At 43.0% G+C, this 21,547-nt stretch carries 20 protein-coding genes; 7 read left to right on the forward strand and 13 right to left on the reverse strand.

Annotation, left to right across the window (positions count from 1 at the left end; all coding sequences use genetic code 11):
- Positions 1-33 precede the first annotated feature (33 nt).
- Together KJS58_RS19000 and KJS58_RS19005 are read right to left on the reverse strand one after the other, a co-directional pair.
- Entirely contained in the window at positions 34-1,461 is a 1,428-nt protein-coding gene (locus tag KJS58_RS19000; RefSeq protein ID WP_213534864.1) for an aldehyde dehydrogenase family protein, read from the reverse strand.
- 286 nt (positions 1,462-1,747) lie between these two features.
- Complete coding sequence (locus tag KJS58_RS19005) at positions 1,748-4,003, reverse strand: heavy metal translocating P-type ATPase (protein ID WP_249717637.1); 2,256 nt, start codon at positions 4,001-4,003, stop codon at positions 1,748-1,750.
- Positions 4,004-4,194: 191 nt separating this feature from the next.
- Between KJS58_RS19005 and KJS58_RS19010 the strand changes: the two genes are divergently transcribed.
- Positions 4,195-4,569, forward strand: a complete 375-nt coding sequence (locus tag KJS58_RS19010) for an ArsR/SmtB family transcription factor (RefSeq protein ID WP_191800219.1) — start codon at positions 4,195-4,197, stop codon at positions 4,567-4,569.
- A gap of 69 nt (positions 4,570-4,638) precedes the next feature.
- Here KJS58_RS19010 and KJS58_RS19015 read toward each other — a convergent pair whose 3' ends face one another.
- Positions 4,639-5,781, reverse strand: coding sequence for an AI-2E family transporter (locus KJS58_RS19015; protein WP_213534866.1), 1,143 nt, complete (start codon positions 5,779-5,781; stop codon positions 4,639-4,641).
- Between the two features lie 461 nt (positions 5,782-6,242).
- Here KJS58_RS19015 and KJS58_RS19020 point away from each other — a divergent pair, with 461 nt between their 5' ends.
- Together KJS58_RS19020 and KJS58_RS19025 are read left to right on the forward strand one after the other, a co-directional pair.
- A complete protein-coding gene (locus KJS58_RS19020; protein ID WP_213534868.1) occupies positions 6,243-7,526 on the forward strand; it encodes an ammonium transporter in 1,284 nt (427 codons plus the stop codon).
- Positions 7,527-8,406: 880 nt separating this feature from the next.
- Positions 8,407-8,892: a CarD family transcriptional regulator gene (locus KJS58_RS19025; RefSeq protein WP_213534870.1), complete on the forward strand. Its 486-nt coding sequence runs from the start codon at positions 8,407-8,409 to the stop codon at positions 8,890-8,892.
- Between the two features lie 76 nt (positions 8,893-8,968).
- On the opposite strand, the gene KJS58_RS19030 is transcribed toward KJS58_RS19025, so the two are convergent.
- The 6 genes from KJS58_RS19030 to KJS58_RS19055 all read right to left on the reverse strand — a co-directional run bounded on the left by KJS58_RS19030 (position 8,969) and on the right by KJS58_RS19055 (position 15,158).
- Entirely contained in the window at positions 8,969-9,952 is a 984-nt protein-coding gene (locus KJS58_RS19030; protein WP_213534872.1) for a Gfo/Idh/MocA family protein, read from the reverse strand.
- A gap of 130 nt (positions 9,953-10,082) precedes the next feature.
- The gene (locus KJS58_RS19035; protein ID WP_213534987.1) at positions 10,083-10,394 is read right to left on the reverse strand and encodes an ArsR/SmtB family transcription factor; all 312 of its coding nucleotides are present in this window, start codon (positions 10,392-10,394) and stop codon (positions 10,083-10,085) included.
- 105 nt (positions 10,395-10,499) lie between these two features.
- Positions 10,500-11,531: a copper resistance D family protein gene (locus tag KJS58_RS19040; protein ID WP_213534877.1), complete on the reverse strand. Its 1,032-nt coding sequence runs from the start codon at positions 11,529-11,531 to the stop codon at positions 10,500-10,502.
- A gap of 50 nt (positions 11,532-11,581) precedes the next feature.
- A complete protein-coding gene (locus KJS58_RS19045) occupies positions 11,582-12,178 on the reverse strand; it encodes a copper resistance CopC family protein (RefSeq protein ID WP_213534879.1) in 597 nt (198 codons plus the stop codon).
- A gap of 280 nt (positions 12,179-12,458) precedes the next feature.
- The gene (locus tag KJS58_RS19050) at positions 12,459-13,676 is read right to left on the reverse strand and encodes a multidrug effflux MFS transporter (RefSeq protein ID WP_213534881.1); all 1,218 of its coding nucleotides are present in this window, start codon (positions 13,674-13,676) and stop codon (positions 12,459-12,461) included.
- Between the two features lie 345 nt (positions 13,677-14,021).
- Entirely contained in the window at positions 14,022-15,158 is a 1,137-nt protein-coding gene (locus KJS58_RS19055; protein ID WP_249717640.1) for a metallophosphoesterase, read from the reverse strand.
- A 265-nt stretch (positions 15,159-15,423) separates the two neighbouring features.
- Between KJS58_RS19055 and KJS58_RS19060 the strand changes: the two genes are divergently transcribed.
- The gene (locus KJS58_RS19060) at positions 15,424-16,059 is read left to right on the forward strand and encodes an NAD(P)-dependent oxidoreductase (RefSeq protein WP_213534885.1); all 636 of its coding nucleotides are present in this window, start codon (positions 15,424-15,426) and stop codon (positions 16,057-16,059) included.
- A gap of 162 nt (positions 16,060-16,221) precedes the next feature.
- Positions 16,222-16,659: an Rrf2 family transcriptional regulator gene (locus KJS58_RS19065; protein WP_213534887.1), complete on the forward strand. Its 438-nt coding sequence runs from the start codon at positions 16,222-16,224 to the stop codon at positions 16,657-16,659.
- Between the two features lie 40 nt (positions 16,660-16,699).
- Here KJS58_RS19065 and KJS58_RS19070 read toward each other — a convergent pair whose 3' ends face one another.
- Positions 16,700-17,260 carry a hypothetical protein gene (locus KJS58_RS19070; protein WP_213534889.1) on the reverse strand — a complete coding sequence of 187 codons (561 nt, stop codon included), beginning with the start codon at positions 17,258-17,260 and terminating at the stop codon, positions 16,700-16,702.
- Complete coding sequence (locus tag KJS58_RS19075; protein ID WP_213534891.1) at positions 17,261-17,830, reverse strand: hypothetical protein; 570 nt, start codon at positions 17,828-17,830, stop codon at positions 17,261-17,263. It lies immediately after the preceding gene.
- 300 nt (positions 17,831-18,130) lie between these two features.
- Between KJS58_RS19075 and KJS58_RS19080 the strand changes: the two genes are divergently transcribed.
- Together KJS58_RS19080 and KJS58_RS19085 are read left to right on the forward strand one after the other, a co-directional pair.
- On the forward strand, positions 18,131-18,565 hold the full coding sequence (locus KJS58_RS19080; protein WP_213534893.1) for a MarR family winged helix-turn-helix transcriptional regulator: 435 nt from the start codon (positions 18,131-18,133) through the stop codon (positions 18,563-18,565).
- Between the two features lie 19 nt (positions 18,566-18,584).
- Positions 18,585-19,844 carry an ABC transporter permease gene (locus KJS58_RS19085; RefSeq protein WP_213534894.1) on the forward strand — a complete coding sequence of 420 codons (1,260 nt, stop codon included), beginning with the start codon at positions 18,585-18,587 and terminating at the stop codon, positions 19,842-19,844.
- Positions 19,845-19,910: 66 nt separating this feature from the next.
- On the opposite strand, the gene KJS58_RS19090 is transcribed toward KJS58_RS19085, so the two are convergent.
- On the reverse strand, positions 19,911-20,477 hold the full coding sequence (locus tag KJS58_RS19090) for a GNAT family N-acetyltransferase (RefSeq protein ID WP_213534989.1): 567 nt from the start codon (positions 20,475-20,477) through the stop codon (positions 19,911-19,913).
- A gap of 263 nt (positions 20,478-20,740) precedes the next feature.
- Positions 20,741-21,472: a cupin domain-containing protein gene (locus KJS58_RS19095; protein WP_213534903.1), complete on the reverse strand. Its 732-nt coding sequence runs from the start codon at positions 21,470-21,472 to the stop codon at positions 20,741-20,743.
- Between the last annotated feature and the right edge of the window lie 75 nt (positions 21,473-21,547).

A 21,547-nucleotide genomic window follows, 5' to 3' on the forward strand; every position in this document is an offset into this window, starting at 1 on the left:
CTAGTTATAAGAAAATTAACATGAAACAGCGTTCTAATTTCGATGAATAACGACAAGTTTCAGTTCAGTCATTGCATCCAGAGCATATTTGATACCTTCCCTGCCGAATCCACTTTGTTTCACACCCCCGTAAGGCATATGGTCTACACGAAAAGTAGGAATATCATTAATCATCACACCACCCACCTCGAGTGTATCTGCTGCTTCCATCGCATTATTTATGTTTTGTGTGAAAATACCAGCTTGAAGTCCATACATAGAATCGTTCACCAGCTGGATCGCTTCTGTTATAGAGCTCACGCTATGAACTACCATGACCGGTCCGAATACCTCCTGACAGGAAACTTTTGCAGAAAGCGGAACATGGGTTAGAATGGTAGGTTTAAGCACCCGGCCTTCCAATTCTCCGCCAATCACTACTTTCGCCCCCTCTGCCTTTGCTTCCTGAATCCAGTCCCTTACTCGCTGTGTATCTTCCTCTGTAATGAGCGCCGATACATCCGTATTTGGGTCCAAAGGATCGCCTGTACGCAGCTTAGAGACTTTCTCAGCTAAAAGTTTGGTAAAAGTATCGGCAACCTCTTCATGCACATACACTCGCTGCACGGAGATACATACCTGACCTTGGTAAGAGTAAGCACCGGCTGTCACCCGATCTGCAATGGCTTCTAGATCTCCTGGTTCTTTATCAATAATGACCGCAGCATTCGAGCCAAGTTCAAGTGTCACCCCTTTTAACCCTGCTTTCTCCCGAATTCCAGTTCCGACTTTTGGACTGCCCGTAAATGTTATATGTTTCACACGCGGGTCAGTAACTAGCATGTCCCCAATCATTTTTCCATTACCGCTGACTACCTGAAGTGTACCTTTGGGCAAGCCTGCTTTTTCAAATAGTTCCGCAATCAGGTAGGCCGACAAAGGTGTCTGTCCTGCAGGTTTTAACACGATCGTATTCCCAGCTGCGATGGCAGGTCCAAGCTTATGTGCAACCAGATTCATCGGAAAATTAAATGGCGTGATCGCTCCGACCACACCGACAGGTTCTTTTACCGTGTAAGCAATCCTTCCCTCACCGCCAGCTGCTGCATCCATAGGGATCGTCTCGCCCTGAATTCGTTTTGCTTCTTCTGCTGCAAAACGATACGTTTCAATCGTCCGATCCACCTCAGCCTTTGCTGCCTTGAGAGGTTTTGCAGCCTCTTTAGCGATTAGCTCTGAAGCTTCCTCTTTCCGCTCTTCTAAAAGCTCTGCAACTTTAGCAAGGATGGAAGAACGTTCGTGTGCAGGCATCTTACGCATCACTTTAAAGGCCTCCACTGCACCTTCAACTGCCTCCTCTACATCTTGTTCTGATGCAATAGCAACTTGTGCGATCGTCTCTTCACTGTAAGGTGAAAGGAGTGTTGTATAGGATTTTGCTTCTCTCCATTGTCCGTTAATATATAAATGCTGTAATAACATCTTATGACCTCCCGTCGAATTAGTAGTTAAGATGATCTATGAAAAAAAAGACTTATATAATTGTTATCTCTTATAAAGTAATATCCCGCTGACAGCAATTAAAACAATAATCACTAACATTTTTCGCCCATGTTCCTGTGTGTAGAATATGAATTATCTCATGAAAACTACGAGGGAACCGTAATTTGGTAAATAGACAAACATAAAACGAACCTAAAAAAAAGCCTCATCCAGTAAAAAGGATGAGGCTTCATTTTAAAGCGTAAATAGGTTGCTATATAACTGCTCAAGCAGGTTCTTTGTATCGCAAGATACGCATAGCGTTCAGTACAGCAAGAACAGTCACACCCACATCAGAGAAGACAGCTTCCCACATGGTTGCTATCCCAAATGCACCGAGGATGAGGAAAATTGCCTTAACACCCAGTGCAAAGATGATATTTTGCCACACAATAGCTCTGGTCCGTTTCGCAATACGAATCGCCGTTGCGATCTTAGAAGGTTCATCCGTCATGATGACAATATCAGCAGCTTCGATCGCCGCATCCGACCCAAGACCTCCCATCGCAACACCCACATCAGCCTGAGCAAGAACAGGCGTATCATTAATGCCATCACCAACAAACATCACTTTCTCTTTCGAATCTTTTGAAGCAGTAATCCGTTCCATCTGTTCCACCTTATGCTGTGGAAGCAGTTCTGCATGCACCTCATCTACTCCAAGTTCCCTCGCAACAGATTCGGCAACGGAGCGCACGTCCCCAGTAAGCATCACTGTTTTATGGATCGAGAGGGAACGAAGATCATCCAGCGCACGGGCAGCATCTGCCTTGATTCGGTCAGAGATAACAAGATGACCTGCATACGTATCATCAACTGCCACATGAATAACTGTACCGTATGCTGCTGCATCCTCATAGGCAATTTCTTGCTGTTTCATGAGTTTCGTATTCCCTGCAAAGATGATATGATCATCCACCCTGGCCCTAATTCCATAACCTGATAATTCCTCATAATCTGTAACCCGCTCTTCTTGAAGCGCTTCTTGATATGCTTTCCGAATAGATGCCGCGATCGGATGATGGGAATGCAGTTCTGTATAAGCCGTATATTCTAATAGTTGTTGTTTGGCATCCTCTTCCGAACTAGCAGAAGCAAGAAACTTACGAGAAGGATAAATTCCGGATACTTCAAACACTCCCTCGGTAAGAGTTCCCGTTTTATCAAATACGACTGTCTTTACTTGACTCAAAGCTTCGAGATAATTCCCACCTTTCACAAGTACACCTGCTTTGGACGCCGCTCCAATGCCTCCAAAAAATCCAAGCGGAATGGAAACAACAAGTGCACAAGGACAGGAGATAACAAGAAAGATCAGCGCCCGATAGAGCCAATCTGAGAATTCAGCACCATTGATCACAAGCGGTGGGATGATGGCTAACAACAGGGCTACAATGACGACAATCGGAGTATATACCCTTGCAAATTTATTAATAAATGTCTCCGTAGGTGCTTTTTTGTTTGATGCATTTTGGACAAGATCCAGAATTTTCGATACCGTGGACTCACCGTAAGATTTGGTTACTTCTATTTTTAGAACACCATTCAGATTAACAAAACCACTCAGCATCTCACTGCCCGGCTCTGCTTCTCTAGGAAGAGACTCTCCTGTCAGCGCAGAGGTATCGAGCATAGAGGTCCCTGATATCACGATTCCATCAAGCGGTACCCGCTCTCCGGGTTTCACAATAATGACATTCCCTATTTCGACTTGTTCAGGTGAGATTTTACGAGTGCCTTGGTCTGTCTCCACGTTTGCATAGTCCGGCCGTATATTCATTAATGACTGAATGGACTTACGTGAACGGTTCACAGCAAGACTCTGGAACATCTCTCCGATCTGATAAAACAACATGACAGCGACAGCTTCGGGATATTCCCGAATTGCAAACGCGCCCAACGTAGCAATGGACATCAGGAAGAATTCATCAAATACCTGACCTCTGGCTATATTGCGAACGGCTTGCCATAAAACATCACCGCCAATCAGCAGATAAGCAAGCACAAACAAGGAGACCTCGGCCCAGCCACCCATCGGCAGCAGTGCTGCAAGAACAGCAAGTACTGTCCCTGCACCAAGCCGTACAGCAACTTTACGCATTTGGGCTGAACTATGATCATGACTATGTCCTTCATGCCCGTCCGCTTCGTCGTGGCTATGATCATGTCCGTGGTGATCATGGGCATCATGATTATGGACATGTTGATCTTTTCCACTCTCTTTTTGACGGCTTCTCTCTCCTACGACGGAAACTTTAATATGTGAATCGAGCTGCTTAATTTTACGTTTTGCTTCTGTAATGACATCTTCTTCTGTCTCATCTTCTACAGTTAGAATCATTTTACATGTTGCAAAATTAACTGTTGCAGAAGTGACTCCTTGCAGTTTACTAACCCCATTCTCAATCTTCATTGCACAGTTCGCACAGTCAAGACCATCCAAAAGCAGTTCATATTTTACTTGTTTGGTTTCATTACTCACGCTCTGTCATCTCCTCTGACTTCCCATGGAAATCGTTAAAAGTAATATATGAGCAACTGTTCATATGTTTATGGATTTATTATATGCACCTGTCAAAGATGAAGTCAATGATACTTGGAGCAAAAAATATATATTTATACACTTCCCCTTATTTTGGCTATAATAAAACAATATAAGAGGCGGTGAAACACATGGAAAATCAAAAAATAATACCGATCGAAGATTGTGATGCAACATGCTCTGGTTCGGATACATCACTAGATAACCTTAGAAACTCCTTGCTTGATAAAACAACGTCGGTACAAATGGCTGACTGGTTTAAGGCATTTAGTGATCCGACCCGCCTTCGTATTATTGATGCATTATTACAGAGAGAATTATGCGTTCATGATCTCACAGTACTTTTGGATATGGGACAATCCGCCATTTCTCATCAGCTTCGTTCCCTGCGCAACATGCGTATCGTGAAGCGGCGCAAAGAAGGAAAAACTGTATATTATTCGCTCGACGATGGACATATTGAACAAATCTTCATCCAGACTCTTCAGCATATTAAACACGAGTAACATCGGTTTACCTTCTTCAAAAATAAAAAGAAGCATTCATGCAGTTAAAGTCTGCAAGAATGCTTCTTTTTATTTTATATCCTGATCGTAGAGCCCCGAACCATCCCTGAACCAATGGAACAGATGGGTGAAGAGCACTTTGAGAACGGCATAACCGGGTACGGCCAGCAAAATCCCAACCACTCCAAACAAATTCCCTGCAGTCAGAATGACAAAGATAATGGTAATGGGATGCACTTTAAGCGATTTTCCCATAATCTGCGGGGATATGAATTTCCCTTCTATCAGTTGAACAATCGTCCAAACGGCGATCATTTTCAGCAGCATCACCGGCGAAGTAAAGGCGGCAACGAGAAGCGCAGGTGTGATCGCGATTGCCGGTCCGAGATAAGGCACAATACTCGTAAAGGCAGCAATCACAGCAAGGATGAGCGCATAATCAAGACCGATAATGACATAGCCAATATACAGCAGAACACCAATACAGAAACTCACGATAATCTGCCCGCGAATATACGAGCTGATCTGATGATTGGATTCCGAAAGAATTCGAGTTGTCCCTGGCCGCATCTTTGTTGGCAGGAAGGCCAACAGATAATTAGGCAGTTTTTTGCCGTCTTTTAATAAATAGAAAAGAATAAACGGCACGGTGACAATGGTAAGCACGGTCTCTGTTAGGATTCCTAAGAAACCGCCAATTCCTGAAAAAGTGGTATCAAGAATAGTGCTCGCCTGTTTAGATAAGTCCTGAATGATGCTATCCAAATCGAAATTAACAGCGCTTTGAATCTGTGTCAGGTACTGACTTCCAATAAACTGTTCAAACTGAAAGGCTACATTCTCATAATATCTTGGAAAATTAAGAATTAAGTCCTCAATCTGTTGCCGTACAACGGGAACGACCGCAAGGATTACAATCGTAATAATAGCCGCAATTAGAAGATATAAGATCAGAATCGAATATACCCTTTTTAAACCTCGGCGTTCTAATATGTCCACCAACGGATTCAGTAAATAATACACTACACCTGTTAATAAAATCGGTATCACAATGGTCCTAAGCAAAACTTCTAAAGGCCGAAAAACGAATGAAACTTTGGTAAAGACCATAATATTGAGACCGATCAATAAGATGATCAACAAAAAAAGAACAAATTTATTATTGAGAAATAAACGCTTAAATCTGTCTGGCCAAACTCTCTCTTGTTCCATATACGCATCCCTTTCTTACGATCCAATAGCTCCTATCTATATATTAATGAAAAAAGCCCAATTTTCATACGTTTTTCTAGGCTCTTCGTTGCAAAAAAACAAAAAATTTATAAACCCCTCTCACGTCATATACATGTTATATATTAGCGATTTATTGTAAACCATCTCTTTTACGGGCTTATCCATCCTAATATCTATTCAATTTCGCACAAATAATGCGTTTATTTTAATATATATGTAATAAAGTGCAAACAATAATACAATTAATGTGTGCACAAAATAAAATTTAAAGATAGTTATGTTAGATATATTGACAAAGTGCGATTTACCCTCTAAAATACGGTCAAAGCCTTAAAAACAAACTTTGCCATTTATGAGAATGGTCGGATATAAACCACATTCTCATATTGCAGTCAGCAGCGTGATGCAAGTCATTTTATACAAACAAGGAGTGGTTCAAGATGGAGGTCATCGGAATAAACAGTGTTTGGGTCATGCTGGGAGCCATTTTGGTATTATTCATGCAAGGCGGATTCATTCTTCTTGAAGCAGGTTCTACTCGAATGAAGAATGCCGGTCACGTTGCAGGCAAGACGATTTTTACAGTCGGTATCGTATCGATCGTGTTTTGGGCAGTGGGTTATGCACTGATCTTTGGCGGTCAAGGGAATGCAATCATTGGTTGGGGCGATTACTTCGCATTTAATGTCACAGGCTCTTCTGCAGAAGACACCGTAGCTCCAAGCGTTATGTTCATCTTCCAACTTGCTTTTGCTGCCGTATCCATGTCCATCGCTTGGGGCGGTTTTGCCGAAAGAGCGAAATTATCCGCGTATCTCATCTTCGCTGTACTCTTCTCCGTACTTGTATATCCTGTCATTGCTCACTGGATTTGGGGCGGCGGCTGGCTCTCTGAACATGGAGACCAAGACTTTGCTGGTTCCACTGTAGTTCATCTAACAGGGGCTTGTGCAGCGTTGGCGGCAACAATCCTGTTAAAACCGCGTATTGGTAAATACAATAAAGATGGTAAGCCCAATCATATGCCCGGTCATAACCAAGTGTTTACGACACTCGGCGTGATGATTCTATGGGTAGGCTGGTTCGGATTTAACGCAGGCAGTACAATAACCGTGGAAGATGGAAGTTTCTTCGGATTTGTTGCCATCAATACACAGCTTGGTGCCGCTGCCGGTGCTGTTGCAGCTCTCCTCGTTGCTTGGGCCTTTATGGGTAAAGCTGATGTAGGTATGATGTTAAACGGCGCGCTTGCAGGACTCGTTGCCATCACCGCGTCTTGTGCTTATGTAGATTCCTGGGCTGCCATTGTGATCGGCCTGATTGCCGGTATTCTCGTATTCTTCAGTATCCGCTTCTTCGAGAAAATGAGAATTGATGATCCCATCGCAGCCTTGTCTGCTCATGGTACTGCGGGAATCTGGGGTACACTCTCCACTGGTTTCTTCGCTACTCCTGAACTGGTCGATAAGCTAGGTGTAGGTAACCCGGGTCTATTCTATGGCGGCGGCTTCGGACAGCTGGGAGTTCAGGCACTTGGTGTTGTTACTTGTGCGATCTACGCCTTCGCTGTATCCTTCGCAATTCTGTGGATCATGAAGAAAACGATCGGTATCCGCGTATCCGAAGAGGAAGAGCTGGTTGGTCTTGATCTGAGTGAACACGGAACATATGGATATCCAGAGCAACTCTCCGCAGAAATCAAAAAATCGAACCTCCCCCTCTAATGAAATATCCTCCGTACCGGCTGGATGGTTCCCCAAACCGTTCAGCCGGTTTTTTGTTGTCGCATAACTTTAAACTCGGCCTTTTGAAAGTAAGGTTGGACTCCGGGGTTTTAGGTGATTCCTAGATCTCTGCGACTTTTGGCTTTGGCTGGACCATTGCTTCTTCGATTCCACCCTTGTCCAGACAAAACAAGTGGAGCAGAGAGCTTGGAAACACCGCTATCCCCCTACTCCAACCGCATAACTTTGAACTCGGCCTTTTGAAAGTAAGGTTGGACTCCGGGGATCTAGGTGGTTCCTAGATCGCTGCGACTTTTGGCTTTGGCTGGACCATTGCTTCTTCGAACTCACTTATGTCCAGACAAAACAAGTGGAGCAGGGAGCTTGGAAACACCGCTATCTCCATACTCCACCGCATTACTTTGAACTCGGCCCTTTTGAAACAAAGGTTGGACTCCGGGGTTTTAGGTGATTCCTAGATCTCTGCGACTTTTGGCTTTGGCTGGACCATTACTTCTGCGAATCCACTTATGTCCAGACAAAACAAGCGGAGCAGAGAGCTTGGAAACACCGTCCTCCCCTTACTCCACCGCATTACTTTGAACTCGGCCCTTTTGAAACAAAGGTTGGACTACGGGGATTTAGGTGATTCCTAGTTCTCTGCGCTTTGGCTGGACCATTACTTCTGCGAATCCACTTATGTCCAGACAAAACAAGCGGAGCAGAGAGCTTGGAAACACCGTTATCCCCTTACTCCAACCTCACTGAAAACAGGCCGATTTCACACGTATGCTATAATAGAAGAATAACTCACGGCGAACACCCAACTAAATCAGGGTCTTTTTTTCATTTCAAGGTCTTCGGAAAGGAAGTTTTATCTATGTTTCAAGTAGGCGATTATATTTTCTACCCCATGTACGGTGCAGGTCATATTGAGGCTATGGAAGAGAAGGAATTTCTCGGGGAGAAAAAATGGTATTACCAGGTGACCATTGAGCATCCGGTAATGGAAGTCTCGTTTCCTATCCATAATGCTGAATCGCTTGGCATCCGGAATATTGCGGATGAGGAAATGCTGGAAAGCGCACGATCCGTGCTTTTGGAACAATGTTCAGAACTCCCCTCCAATCCTACGGCAAGACAGCAAAATCTGCTGAATAAACTTAAAACAGGTGAACTCAATTTGGAGCTGCAAGTCATCCGTGATTTGAGTCATCTGAGTTCAAAAAAGACACTTGGCTGGACTGACAAAAACATGCTGAACAATGCACGTAAACTTGTAATCAGCGAACTCATAACCGCTCGAAATATTTCGCCTGAAGAAGCAGCTCTTCTACTGGATAACACCCTTCATGCAGTACACTAATTATTCCTAAATAAAAAGATGCAAATAACCCGGCCGCCTTTCGTTCTGCGTACCGGGTATCTTTTTATTCTCTATTTTAGCGATCCGCAGGGTAGACAAGCCCAATCTGTCTTCGAACCGTGTCCATGATCGCCATGGTTACACTGGAATGATGATGTGAATTCACAGGTGATTCCAGCTCTCCGCTTTGTACAAGACGGATAAACTCCGCTGCCTCGTACTTCATAGCAGGTTCATTCGATACTTCCGAGATCGTCTCTGTTTCACCCTGTCGATAATGAATCTGCACTTTTCCAGGCGTACTAATATGGTCAATAACCATGCTTCCCTCTTCACCCTGAATTTCGGATGGCAGATAAGAGTTCGTTATTTTGGAGTATGTAATAACTCCTTCCATTTCTTTGTACTGCAACACGATACTTCCCTCACCATCTACACCCGAATCAAGCATCACACTGGTTGCTTTGATATTCTCAGGTTGGCCAAACAGAACGACCATCGGGTAGATGCAATAAACTCCAATATCCATCAGGGAGCCGTTAGAGAACTCCGGCTTAAAAGCATTAAGAACCTTACCTTCTTTATATGCATCATAGCGAGAGGAATACTGACAATAGTTCACATTAAATTTACGAACCGTTCCCAGCTTAGGCAGCTCTTCTTGGATTCTTGCAAACCCCGGAAGAAGTGTTGATTTCATCGCTTCCATTAGCACAACCTGATTCGCCGCAGCTGCGTCCAGCATATCCTGAAGCTGTTTACTGTTAGAAGCAATCGGTTTCTCACACAAAACATGCTTCCCATGATTCATCATGAGGATCGCTTGTTCACTATGTAATGAATTGGGGCTGGCAATGTAGACAGCATCGAGTTCTTCACTCGCAGCCATATGTTCCAAATTCGTATAAATAAATTCCGCACCGTGCTTCTCAGCAAATTCCTTAGCACGTTTCTCCGTCCGTGAATAAACAGCCGTAAGCTTGAAATCGGTGAGCGTGCTTGCCGCCTCTAGAAAACGCTCTGTAATCGTGTTTGTACCAATAATACCGAAGCGTACCATGTTACCCCTCCTCTTTGTCTCTTCTCTTTTTTTGTCATTGTATCATAAATAGGAAGAGGAGTTTTTGCTGCTCATACGTATCTTTATATCTAGGAATCTAGATAATTATAAAGAAAAAAAGCCTCCTTTCTTATAGATTTTTTTTGAGTTCATCACAAAACTGCTGAATTACCTCTTCATTTCGTCTGTAATATGTCCACTGACCAACACGTTCTGACAAGAGCAGGCCGGCCTTTTGCATCGATAATAAATAATTCGAAATAACGGATTGTGCAAGCCCTGCCTTCGCTTGAATATCTCCTACACATACTCCTTTTGTCAGATCTCCATTAGGAGGAGCATGGTACCGATCACCGAAATGTTCTTCGGGTTTTTTGAGCCATTCAAGAATATCCCGCCTTGTCTCATTCGACAACACTTTATGAATCATTATAGGTTCCATAAGCTTCATTATATATGCTCCTATCTATTTGTAAATAAAAATACCACCTTTATTCTTGAAATAAAGGCGGTATCGATAACCAATCTATCTTCCACTTGGTGCGTACTATTGTACACTTAGCATTAGGCTTCCGTAAGCCGTGAGTACAAAAACAAATCCGAGAATCAGTAACATCGCGGGGCTTGCTTTTTTGTTCGTGAATGAGATTATCATTCCCGCAAGGATAAGTAGAGCAACCCCTGCAAGAGCAGCCGCTGGGATCGTAATTCCCCAGTTCAGCGGTACACTAGCTTCAGGATGAAGCATCATGAATATGGCCGACGCATCGTTGTACTGCAGTGTTTCAGCAACCGTGTGGGCTGGTGCTTCCTGCGACATTAAGGCCGTGAACAAGAGCACAAATAGAATAAGAATGGTTTCTGCTTTGAGCCAAGGAATGACAGCAAAACCTTGATTCTGTTTCATTTTACTCCGAATCAAAAATCCATTACAGAACCCACAAATAATAATCGGAACAAACAGTAAATGTTTCATTAACAGTGCCTGCCCATACGGCAGAATCCAGGAGTTTACATATTCAGGTACCGTATAGCTCATCGTAAGCAGTCCCGATACCAGGATAAGTACGACACAACCGATCGATACTGGGGTGAACCATTTCAGAAAACGATCCCAGTGCCGGGCTTCTGCTGTAAACCACGCAACAGCAAAAAGCACTCCCGCCCATACAGCCATAGAAAGCATATGAACCGTCTGAATGACAGCTCCCTTAAATCCTCCAATAGCACCTAAGTGGCTCGCATAGCCGAATGTTGCAATGATACACAGAACAATCAGCAAAGATGGATAGAGTATCTTTTTATTCTGGAGCGCATCTTTTATCAGTAAAAAGGTAAGGAGTAATAATAAACAGAGTCCAAATACCAGGAGATATGCTTTCCCCTCTTTGAAAGAGAATAGTACGGTGGACAGTGCTTTTCCATATCCAATACCTGAACCAAAACGAATAATAATCTGGAGCAGCGGTGCAAAAGCTAAAACCATTGTCCCCGCGATACTCCATATCACCGCTTGACGCGGGATACGGAGCCCCGGTTTTGCATTACCCGGAACAAGATGAACAATCAAACTTCCCATAAGAAACGCATAACAGATATATAGCAGACCTTCGCTAAGAAAGCCCATTTTTATTTTTTCCCTTTACGTCGTAGGGCAACATAGGCAGCCGCAATAATAACAACAACGATGAGTGCAATCCAAATTCCTGCATTTCCTGTATTGCCAGCTTCTGTTTCTTGCGCATCATCTGCTACAGGTGCTGCTGTATTATTTTGTTCATCTACTGTGTCTTCGCTTGTTACAGGTGTATCCGCTCCTGTATTTTCATCCTCGACAGCAGTATTGTCCGGCTGTTCCGGCTCCACCGGTGCATCTACGGTAAATGCATATTCATTATTAATGGTATGCCCATCTTCCCCAACAATCGTCCAGTCTACCTTATAAGCTCCATTCGGCAGCGGTTCACTTAACTTCGCTGTAAGTGTATTTTCTTTGACCTCAATATTCGCTAGGTCCATTTCGTTGCCTTCTTCATTTACTACTTTAATCTCACTAAGCGGCTCAATCGGTGTTTCAAACGTAAGGACTAATTCATCCAGTGCAGAAGTCACCGTATCTCCATTTCCAGGGACAGCACTTTCTAGACCCGTATGTGCAAAAGCAGCGCCTGGCAACAGCACTAAAAACAGAACCAGCGTAAGAATTCCTTTTTTCATCATTTTCATTATCGATCCTTTCTCTTCGAGCAGTTTTATGTAACACTCACTTACGACTCAGCATAACCCAACCTTCCAGAGCAAGAGAATAGCCCAGACGGGTCATACTTTTTCTGAAAAACAGGATATACCAGATGAATTATGAACAAAAATCAACTTTCACGAGCGAAATACGCTCGATATTCTTGATCATATCACTGCACGTTCTAAAATAGTCCACTACAAAAGGCTAAACCAAAAAGAAGAAAGGATCAAGAATCCCCTCTTCTTTAATAAAATTTGAATGGTCCTATTTCCGCGAACGCGATCTGACCATGAGTATATACAGGGCAATGGCAAGCACTTCAGCAGTTGCAATCACAATCCCCATCGGTACTGCCGTATCTTCGCCGCCAATTCCGACGAGAGGAGCTACCAGTCCTCCGAATAGGAACATAAGAACACCAAGCAAAGCCGATGCACTGCCCGCAGAATTCTTCTGATTCTGCATCGCAAGTCCGAAAGTTGCGGTATTTACAATACCAACACAAGAAACCACTAGGAATAACGGGATCAAAATACCAACCAGCGGAGCATCTGCTAAGATGGCAAGAAGTAAGCTGATTCCGCCGATCCCGGCAAGGGACAAGCCTGCAATCAGCAGTCTTGTTTCTCCCACACGTCCTGCAAGTCTTCCCGCAATCTGACTCGCAATAATAATACCCGCTCCATTCATAGCAAAGATCAAGCTGTAGGTTTGAGGGCTGACTTCATAGATTTTTTGAAGAACAAAAGGCGAGCCTGATATATAGGCAAACATAGCAGCTCCTACAAATCCTTGGCAAAGAGCATAGCCCATGAACACCCGATCTTTCATGATCGTACCGAAAGCACGGAACGTCTGTTGCAGACCGCCTTGAGTATGCTGATTTTTCGATAGTGACTCAGGCAGACCAAGGATAACTCCAATCAAGGATAATACCCCGATGACGGTGAGGACGACGAACACACCTCGCCAAGAAGTCACCGTGAGCAGCTGACCACCTGCGATTGGTGCAAGGATTGGCGCCGCTCCGTTGATGAGCATAAGTAATGAAAAGAATTTCGTGAGCTCTGTGCCCGAATACAAGTCACGAACCACGGCTCTTGAGATAACAATACCCGCTGCTCCCGCTGCTCCTTGAATAAAACGCATGACAACAAACATTTCTATAGATGGAGCAATAAAACATAAGATCGAGGAAAGTGTAAATATGCCGAGACCGATCAGCAGCGGTCCACGTCGTCCTCTCGCATCGCTGATTGGTCCTGCTACTAACTGACCAAGCGCAAGTCCCAGCATACAAGCGGTAAGACTAAGCTGGGCATAGGATGCAGTTGTGTTTAAATCATCTGCCAGAATGGTGAGTGCAGGCAGATACATATCGAGTGAGAATGGGCCGAAAGCTGACAGTGTTCCGAGTATAAATGCCAGCCAAAGCCGCTTCGCACGATCCGGTGCTTCCTGGATCGCCTGAGCTTGGGTCATGAATGTTCTCTCCTTTTTTAGATGGAAATAATAAAGCTCGTGTGTACATTAATAGTTCTTTATGTAATGTTTTTCATAATTCCCTTGTTCATTTTACAATAATTCTGGCAGTTTACAACCATCAAGACTTCTAAGTAAGAACATAGCCCTAGCGTAATCACTTCACTCTCTAAGTTATTCTACTGATTAACGTTTAATTGGATAAATCATTTAGATAATAGTTAGTTTAGTCCCCTTAATTATTCACCCCATGAGATAACATATTCAGAATAATGTAAATCATAGGGTGCTAATAAAAAAGACATCCCTCATAAAAAGGAAATGTCTTTTTTTCAAATCGCTTTCTTATTCTTCGGTGAGTGTCAATTCGATATGAATGACTTCTGATCTGCTTGCCAGGCGGATAGGCGGTCCCCATGAACCAAAACCAGAGGACACAATAACATGCATTTGTTCTTTCAGCATATAGCCCCAATCCAGTTCAAATAGTCGCTTTGTAATGAAATGATTGGGCGCAAACTGTCCCCTATGCGTATGTCCGCATAACAACAGGTCGGCGCCGCCCTCCTGAGCTTTATCAAATGCATAAGGCTGATGATCCAGCAAAACAATCGGTTTTGTATGGTCCAGTGGAGTAAGCAGATCTGATACAGATAAACGTCCTTCTGGATCCATACGTACTGCAGTCAGATCTTTACGTCCCGCAATGTAGATAGCTCCGCCTGCTACACTGACTACCTCGTCCCGAAGTACAGGAATTCCAATCTCGCTCATTTCCTTCACGTAACGATCAACGTGACCTCCGTAGTACTCATGGTTACCAAGCACTGCAAAAACACCGTATTTGGCAGATAATTTCTTCATCTCATTTGACATCTTATTTCGCAAAAAAGGTTCAATCGAATCATCAAGCACATCCCCTACCAGCAAGGTCAGATCAGGCTTTAATCCATTGAGGAGTCCGGTCAGCTTTGCTAAATATCGATTACCCACAATGTTTCCAAGATGGATATCGGAAGCTACTGCGATGGTGTACTTTTGGGGAGCACCTGGTTCTGGCTTCTTGGCTACTGCTACTTCATATTTTCTTACGACAGGACTCCACGCATTATAAGACCCGCGCAGTAGGAAGATCCCTAGAAGCACTACCGTTGCCCAGCCAAGTATCGGAATATATGCCTTAGAATCAGCTCCCGCAAGATGACATATCCATCCGATCAGATCCATCACCGGAAGTACAAGGATGAAGAACTCGAGCAGTGCAAAATAGTACGAACCGATCACTTTTATGAAGCGTCCTACGGGTCCAAGCCATTTAATCCGTCCGACCGCATACCCAAGCGATACCACAGTCAGAGAGATACCTAATACGAAAATAGAGATATCAGAAACATAAGAAGAAAGAAACAAGTACATATTCCAGCCGATATACAGCTGTAACCCAATAAATATAAGCAGTACAAGTAAAGTGTTCAGTATCATTCGAAAGGGAAACTTCATTGGTTCCTGCCTCGCTCCTTAATAATGCAAATTGATTACACTTCATTTTATTATACAACTGAACCTAATTCCAACCTCAGTCATTCTCTCCTGGATATTACATCCGGTAAGCGTGAATCGTATCTTTCCTTACAGCGATATTACCCTTATATCATGAGTACGGTTGACAAATCATCTCACTTGTAACTATAATGGTTACAGGTTGAAAAAACGAATTTATTTTAATAACAACATTGGAGGAATAAAAATGAAAATTGCAATTATTGGCGCTAGTGGTAAAGCAGGAAAATTCATTATGGATGAAGCAGGAAAACGTGGACATGAAGTCACAGCGATTGTAAGAAATGCAGCTAAGGTTAGCGGGGTTCCTGCCATCCAGAAAGATATTTTTGCACTAACGACGGAAGATCTGAATAAATATGATGTTGTTGTGAATGCCTTTGGTGCAGCACCAGGTGAAGAGCATAAACACGTAGAAGCAGGCCAAACACTCATTAAGGCACTGAGCGGTGTGGAAGGTACTCGGCTGATCGTTGTCGGCGGTGCAGGAAGTTTGTACGTTGATGAAGCGAAAACGACAAAACTGATCGACACACCAGAATTCCCTGACCTCTACAAACCAACCGCAAGCAATCAAGGAAAAAACCTGGAGGACCTGAAAGCTTCTACAGACCTAAAATGGACTTTCGTAAGCCCAGCGGCGATGTTTGATGCAGAAGGTGCACGCAGTGGTTCTTATCAAAAAGGAAAAGATAATTTGATCGTGAACGCTAAAGGTGACAGCTACATCAGCTACGCGGACTATGCAATTGCGATTGTGGATGAAATCGAAAACCCAGCACATATCGGTGAACGTTTCACTGTCGTTGGCGAGCAAAAATAATCTCCTTGTTGTTTCAGATCCTCTGGGCCGCCACCCGGAGGATCTTTTTGTTTACAACTGTTCACTCAGGGTACAATAGATTACACTATTAAAGACGTATGTACGTATTTAATAGAAGAATCACTCTGCTATGAGCAGAAGAATAAAGGAGTTAACGTAAAGATGGTTACTAGCCGATTTGCTGTTGGCATTCATATTTTGTCACTGCTTGAGATTAACAAAGATACCGTCAACACCTCAGACTTTCTCGCGGGCAGCGTGGGCACCAATCCCGTGGTCATTCGCCGAATTACAGGCATGCTGAGTAAAGCAGGGCTTGTTGATGTGAAACCGGGCGTTGCAGGGGCGAAGCTCAAAAAAGAGGCAGCAGACATCACTCTACTCGACGTGTACCGGGCGGTAAATGCGGTGGAAGAAGATGCTCTATTTTCTGTACATGATTCTCCGAATCCTGCCTGCGTTGTAGGGCGTAATATTCAAAATGCGATCTCCCCTATCTTTATTTCTGCTCAAAAAGCAATGGAAGATCAGCTTGCGAGTGTCTCCATCGCTGATGTGATCTATGACCTCTCCCAAAAAGAAAAGGAACCTCTGGAGTAAACGGTTAACCCGTTTTACAGAGATTCCTTTCAATTTATTTTTACGACCAAATATATTCGTTTTTAAAATCGTGCTTATTTACTTGATCATTTACATCATTAAATTGGATAAAGAAATCAGTTCGATTATTCTTCGTATACTCTAAGGGGAATACATCTAGTAATAAACTTGAATACTCCATAAGGTACAGAATATCACTCTCTCTGCCTCTTCCCATTATATAATCGATAGGTATAGTGAATACATGTAGCTCTTCTTTGTACTGTATTTCATACAGGACTTGAAGGTCCGTGAGTCGATATGAAAAATAAGAATAGAATTGATTCAAATGAACTTCCGCTTGTTTAAAGTGATCGTTCGCTTGCAGCAGTACAGGGACATCCGCCTTCGTTTGCTCGCTCTCATTGAATTCCCTCAGCAGCTCATTCGTACGTGCAAGCTCTGTACGAAACTGATCGTACACTTGTTTTTCCTTCATCCCATCCGAGATGAGAGACTTTCCATCCACCAGTAAAAATACGTACCATCCCCCTGCTACCAGAGCACAGGTTAACGTTATAATGGCTATTCCTTTTATGTATTTTGTTAAGAAGCTTCTCACTTAGGTACCACCCCGCCCTTTCTCCAGTTGTGCCGAAATGCGATTCAGAAGATGAATAAGTTCCTTTTTCTGCTCTTCTGGAAAATCTTTATAATTTGTATCACTCGGCAGGTCAGGAATTTGCTCCTGCAGTTCGTGAATAACCATACGCGTTTTCTTTAATTCCCTACGGTCACCTGTCCCTTCAAGTATTTTCGAGGAATGTGACAAAAGTTCTACTCCGAGCTCCTTAAGCTTGTTCTCTAAAGCTTCCGTACTCAGTTCTTCTACTTCAAAATGATTACTACGGAGTTGTCTGATCTCTTCTGCCGCTCTGATTAAACGAGTGTACCCTAAAAATAACTCTCTTGCGCTATCCCGATTTAATGCCCCTGCTCTGTTTAAGACAGTGTCCGTATAATAGGTTGACGCACGTAATGAAGATGCAGTGAGGCCATAGGAGTACGTAAAAGCCTTGCCGTTTATTTGTTGCTGCTCCTGTTTATCGTATTCTCTCCCAATAAGTACGGCAAACAAGATGATCAGAAATATGGACCCTGTGATGGTCCATATTGAAACTGTTTTTCCCAAGAGCTCACCACCATTCACTTCCGTCTATATCCTAAACGATAAATATTAATGATTGCGATAAATATTAGGATATTTCCCTTTATATTACCTCATATTATTAGTTACGCCTAACCATTATATGGGTGTATCCCCCTCACTACTTCATCTCTAATAACAATGATAATGTTCACAAAAAAGATATTTAATTTCATTAATTTCGATTTTTTTAACTAAATTGTCGATTATACAGTTTACTATTTAGGACATTCTAAGTATAATACTTCTTCACTAATACTATTTTTACGAATAGGAGCAATACTTTTGGATCATCAAATTTCTCTAGACATGCTAATGGACACTTATAATCAGTTGGAACAAAAATTGACGAATTACCGGATCAAGGCTTTCGTAGATCATCTGCGAAAATATGATTTAACATTGAATCAATTTGCAATTTTAACAAAAGTTCAACGAGAAGGACCTTGTCTATCTGTACATTTGGCCCAGTATCTAGAAATCAAAGCGGCTTCGATCACTTATTTGGTAGACTCACTTGAACAAAGAGGTTATGTCACTCGCCTAGATAATCCAGAGGATCGACGAAGTCACCGAATTACGCTTACCGATAAAGGCAATGACGTCCTTTATATTCCTGAAATGGATCAGTCAGTCAAGGAACAATTTGAGCATTTGGATGAAGAGGATAAAGAAATGGTATACCTAAGTATTCGTTTACTAAATCGTAAACTGAAGTAATTAAAGGAGCTTACATCAATTGAAGAACTTATTAAAAATTAAATTCGCGTGGTTTCCGGTCTGGTCTGTAGCCGTGTTAATGCTGAGCATGATCCTGATTTACTTGCCCGTATTTAGCGGTGCCGATCAGCGAATGCACGATTTTCCGCTCATTCTGGTGAGCGAGGACTCGGGGTTTGCAGACTCGCCGGAAGGTAAAGCGATCATCTCTAACCTTGTGAAACAGCAGAATGGACACTCATTTGAGTGGCAGATTGAAAGTTCAAAAGAAACCGCTATACAGGCGATAAAAGAAAACAAAGCAAACGGAGCTTTGGTTATTCCCGCTAATTTTAGTGAACAGACTTCTGCCTTACAGCAATCGTTCTTATCTGGAGAAGCTAATATTACCGCCGTACCCGTTGAAATATTATTAAATGATGGAGCTTCACAGATGGCTTCAAGCATCTCAACAAGTGTATTGCAAACCCTAGCCTCATCGATTTCTGATATGGTTAGCAGCGGAATAAAAGCAGATATGACAAAACAACAAGCACTTCTATCTCCCATGGCCGCATCTCAGCTTGACCACCCTATCGAATACAGGGTGACAAGCGTGCTCGGGCTTCCTTCAGATACCAATAAAGGAATGACCCCGTTTATGATTGTCTTAATCGCATCCATTACCGGGCTTATGGGAACACAGATGATTCATGGGTATATAGGTGGTATTAGCGATAATCTGAAGAGCCATGGCGTTCCTCTCACCTATTCAAAGGTGTTTGCAACGGAGATTCTGCTCAGTGCTATCTTAATGATCGCTGTTGCAGCCGTAATTCCATTAGCGGTGTTTGGACTCTATGGAAGCTTCCACTCGTCAGGCATCATTCAAGTTTTCTTATTTACTCTGCTATGCACGATGACGATGTTTGCTATGTTCAAAATGATCGGAATGTTATTTGGAAAATGGGCCATGTTGGCAGCATTTCCTGTCAATATTTTAGGAATCTTTGCTAGCGGCGGAGCGATTCCGGTTACAAACCTTCCCGATTTCCATCGGATCGTTGGCAATATGATGCCTATTCGCTACATGCTTGATGGCATGCGTTCATTGCTCTATTACGGCGGTAATATGGAAGCTGGTCTTGGAAAGGCGTTACTAATCGTTCCTACTTTCTTCCTTCTCTTTTCCGCAATCATCGTCATTGTATTCCTATGGAAAAGAAATCAAGCAAATAAGAATCATCATAATCAACAGCAGGATTCAAGTCGTTCGGCACAGACTGCTGTTTCAGCTTAAACTTAATCGCATATAGAAAACGGCACGATTGATCAGCGTAAAGGCTTATCAACTCGTGCCGTTTTTTCATTTTACATTCCGATATTTCTCCCGGTACTCACCTTCGAGCATGCTCATGAGAATCGCATCATGATATTTATGATTGTAGAACAAAGCATCACGCTGGCGCCCTTCTACCTTAAAACCCACCTTCTCATAGACATGCACAGCCCGTTCATTAAAATCATACACATTCAGCTCGATCCGGTGAAGCTGTAATATACCAAACCCATAATCCAGCATAAGACGCAGTGCTTCAGTTCCATAGCCTTGCCCTTGATGTTCTGATTGATCAATTGCAACTCTCAGGTTTGCACTCCGGTTTGTATAGTCCAGGTCTTGCAGTACAATATCTCCGATGAGTTCATCTGTTTCCTGCAAGGCAATCAGCAAAATTACGGAAGAATCATCTCCCCGCTTTCTATCTATATACTCTACGATCTGCTCATAATTAAAAATCGCCTTCGTGCCGGTCAGTCTTCTTGTTTCTACATTAAAAAGCTGCTTATAATATGCTTTCGCATCGCTTGCATTTAAGGGTTTAAGATATACTTTCTTTCCTTGTAACACTTTGGGTATAAAGTTCTCTTCCATGATCTCTTTCTTCATTCCCTTCTCTATGTATGATTCCATGCTTCTAGTTCTGGACTAATTGTATCCGAATCCAGTTTGCTTCTAAAGAGAAAGAATATTTCTAAATCGTTTATTACTGTGAACTTAAGAGCCCATGCTGTGCCTCTATATACATGCATAACCTGCCCAGTAACTTAACTTGAGTCATCTGAGGCAAGATATACAAAAGCGGGAGCCCATTTCTAACTTGCGACTACGTAAAAAACCGCGTCCGGGGGACACGGTCAGATTCCATCCTTATTACCTTGAGGATGCCTATAAGGGCTAGGTCCACCGTAGTTTGGCCCATGATTCGTATATCCATGAGGTATCGGTGTGTTTCCCTGCTGCGGGTAATTTCCTTGCCTTTGACCATAATTGGGATAAACTGTACCGTTACTTTGGGCATACAGCTGAGGCTTAGGCTGGGGCTGGTGATACTTTGTACAATTTGCAGGAGGACCAATTACAACCGTATCACTAATTGGAGCAATGGCAGCTTTATACGTAGCTTCATCCAAGCAATACGTATGTGCAACGGCTTCCGGTGGCGCGAGTCGTAAGAAATCCGATACAGCAATGAATTCCGGTGTTGGTGCATCAAAGATAGCCAGCAAGTGAGTGTTATCTTCAGTCGCCATCTCCCAGTGGAACCATCCTTGCGGCACGTTTCCGACCTGACCTGGAGAGACCGGCACTTGAATGACTTCTTTTGTGAAAGGATTAATTATGGAAATCACGGCTGCACCGGAAATACAGTATACAAGCTCTGAAGCATTCTGATGAATATGAGGTTCCACAATATTGCCACGCGTCAAATAAATATCGAGCAAAGAATTGTCACCGAGTGTATTCAGCTGCTTAACACCAAGTGCATTGATATAGTTACCTCTGTCCTTGGTGAAGCTTCTGTTATTTCTCAAATCGTAAAAATACTGTACACCCGGAGATGTAAAATCCATATAAGACACCGCCATTATTTATCCCTCCAGAAATGATTAACTCCGAATCAAGAATTCATCCGATACATTCGGCATCACTTCTTTCAGTCT

Origin of the sequence: Paenibacillus sp. J45TS6, assembly GCF_018403285.1 — a bacterium.
Lineage (GTDB): Bacteria > Bacillota > Bacilli > Paenibacillales > Paenibacillaceae > Paenibacillus.

What these genes read in the sequence shown, in the direction of transcription:
- KJS58_RS19055 (WP_249717640.1), bottom strand. Translation starts at nt 15,158, where the DNA reads ATGATACTGAACACTTTACTTGTACTGCTTATATTTATTGGGTTACAG.
- KJS58_RS19030 (WP_213534872.1), bottom strand. Translation starts at nt 9,952, where the DNA reads ATGGTACGCTTCGGTATTATTGGTACAAACACGATTACAGAGCGTTTT.
- KJS58_RS19035 (WP_213534987.1), bottom strand. Translation starts at nt 10,394, where the DNA reads ATGGAACCTATAATGATTCATAAAGTGTTGTCGAATGAGACAAGGCGG.
- KJS58_RS19095 (WP_213534903.1), bottom strand. Translation starts at nt 21,472, where the DNA reads ATGGCGGTGTCTTATATGGATTTTACATCTCCGGGTGTACAGTATTTT.
- KJS58_RS19060 (WP_213534885.1), top strand. Translation starts at nt 15,424, where the DNA reads ATGAAAATTGCAATTATTGGCGCTAGTGGTAAAGCAGGAAAATTCATT.
- KJS58_RS19000 (WP_213534864.1), bottom strand. Translation starts at nt 1,461, where the DNA reads ATGTTATTACAGCATTTATATATTAACGGACAATGGAGAGAAGCAAAA.
- KJS58_RS19090 (WP_213534989.1), bottom strand. Translation starts at nt 20,477, where the DNA reads ATGGAAGAGAACTTTATACCCAAAGTGTTACAAGGAAAGAAAGTATAT.
- KJS58_RS19040 (WP_213534877.1), bottom strand. Translation starts at nt 11,531, where the DNA reads ATGGGAAGTTTGATTGTTCATCTTGTTCCGGGTAATGCAAAACCGGGG.
- KJS58_RS19025 (WP_213534870.1), top strand. Translation starts at nt 8,407, where the DNA reads ATGTTTCAAGTAGGCGATTATATTTTCTACCCCATGTACGGTGCAGGT.
- KJS58_RS19015 (WP_213534866.1), bottom strand. Translation starts at nt 5,781, where the DNA reads ATGGAACAAGAGAGAGTTTGGCCAGACAGATTTAAGCGTTTATTTCTC.
- KJS58_RS19020 (WP_213534868.1), top strand. Translation starts at nt 6,243, where the DNA reads ATGGAGGTCATCGGAATAAACAGTGTTTGGGTCATGCTGGGAGCCATT.
- KJS58_RS19045 (WP_213534879.1), bottom strand. Translation starts at nt 12,178, where the DNA reads ATGAAAATGATGAAAAAAGGAATTCTTACGCTGGTTCTGTTTTTAGTG.
- KJS58_RS19065 (WP_213534887.1), top strand. Translation starts at nt 16,222, where the DNA reads ATGGTTACTAGCCGATTTGCTGTTGGCATTCATATTTTGTCACTGCTT.
- KJS58_RS19010 (WP_191800219.1), top strand. Translation starts at nt 4,195, where the DNA reads ATGGAAAATCAAAAAATAATACCGATCGAAGATTGTGATGCAACATGC.
- KJS58_RS19050 (WP_213534881.1), bottom strand. Translation starts at nt 13,676, where the DNA reads ATGACCCAAGCTCAGGCGATCCAGGAAGCACCGGATCGTGCGAAGCGG.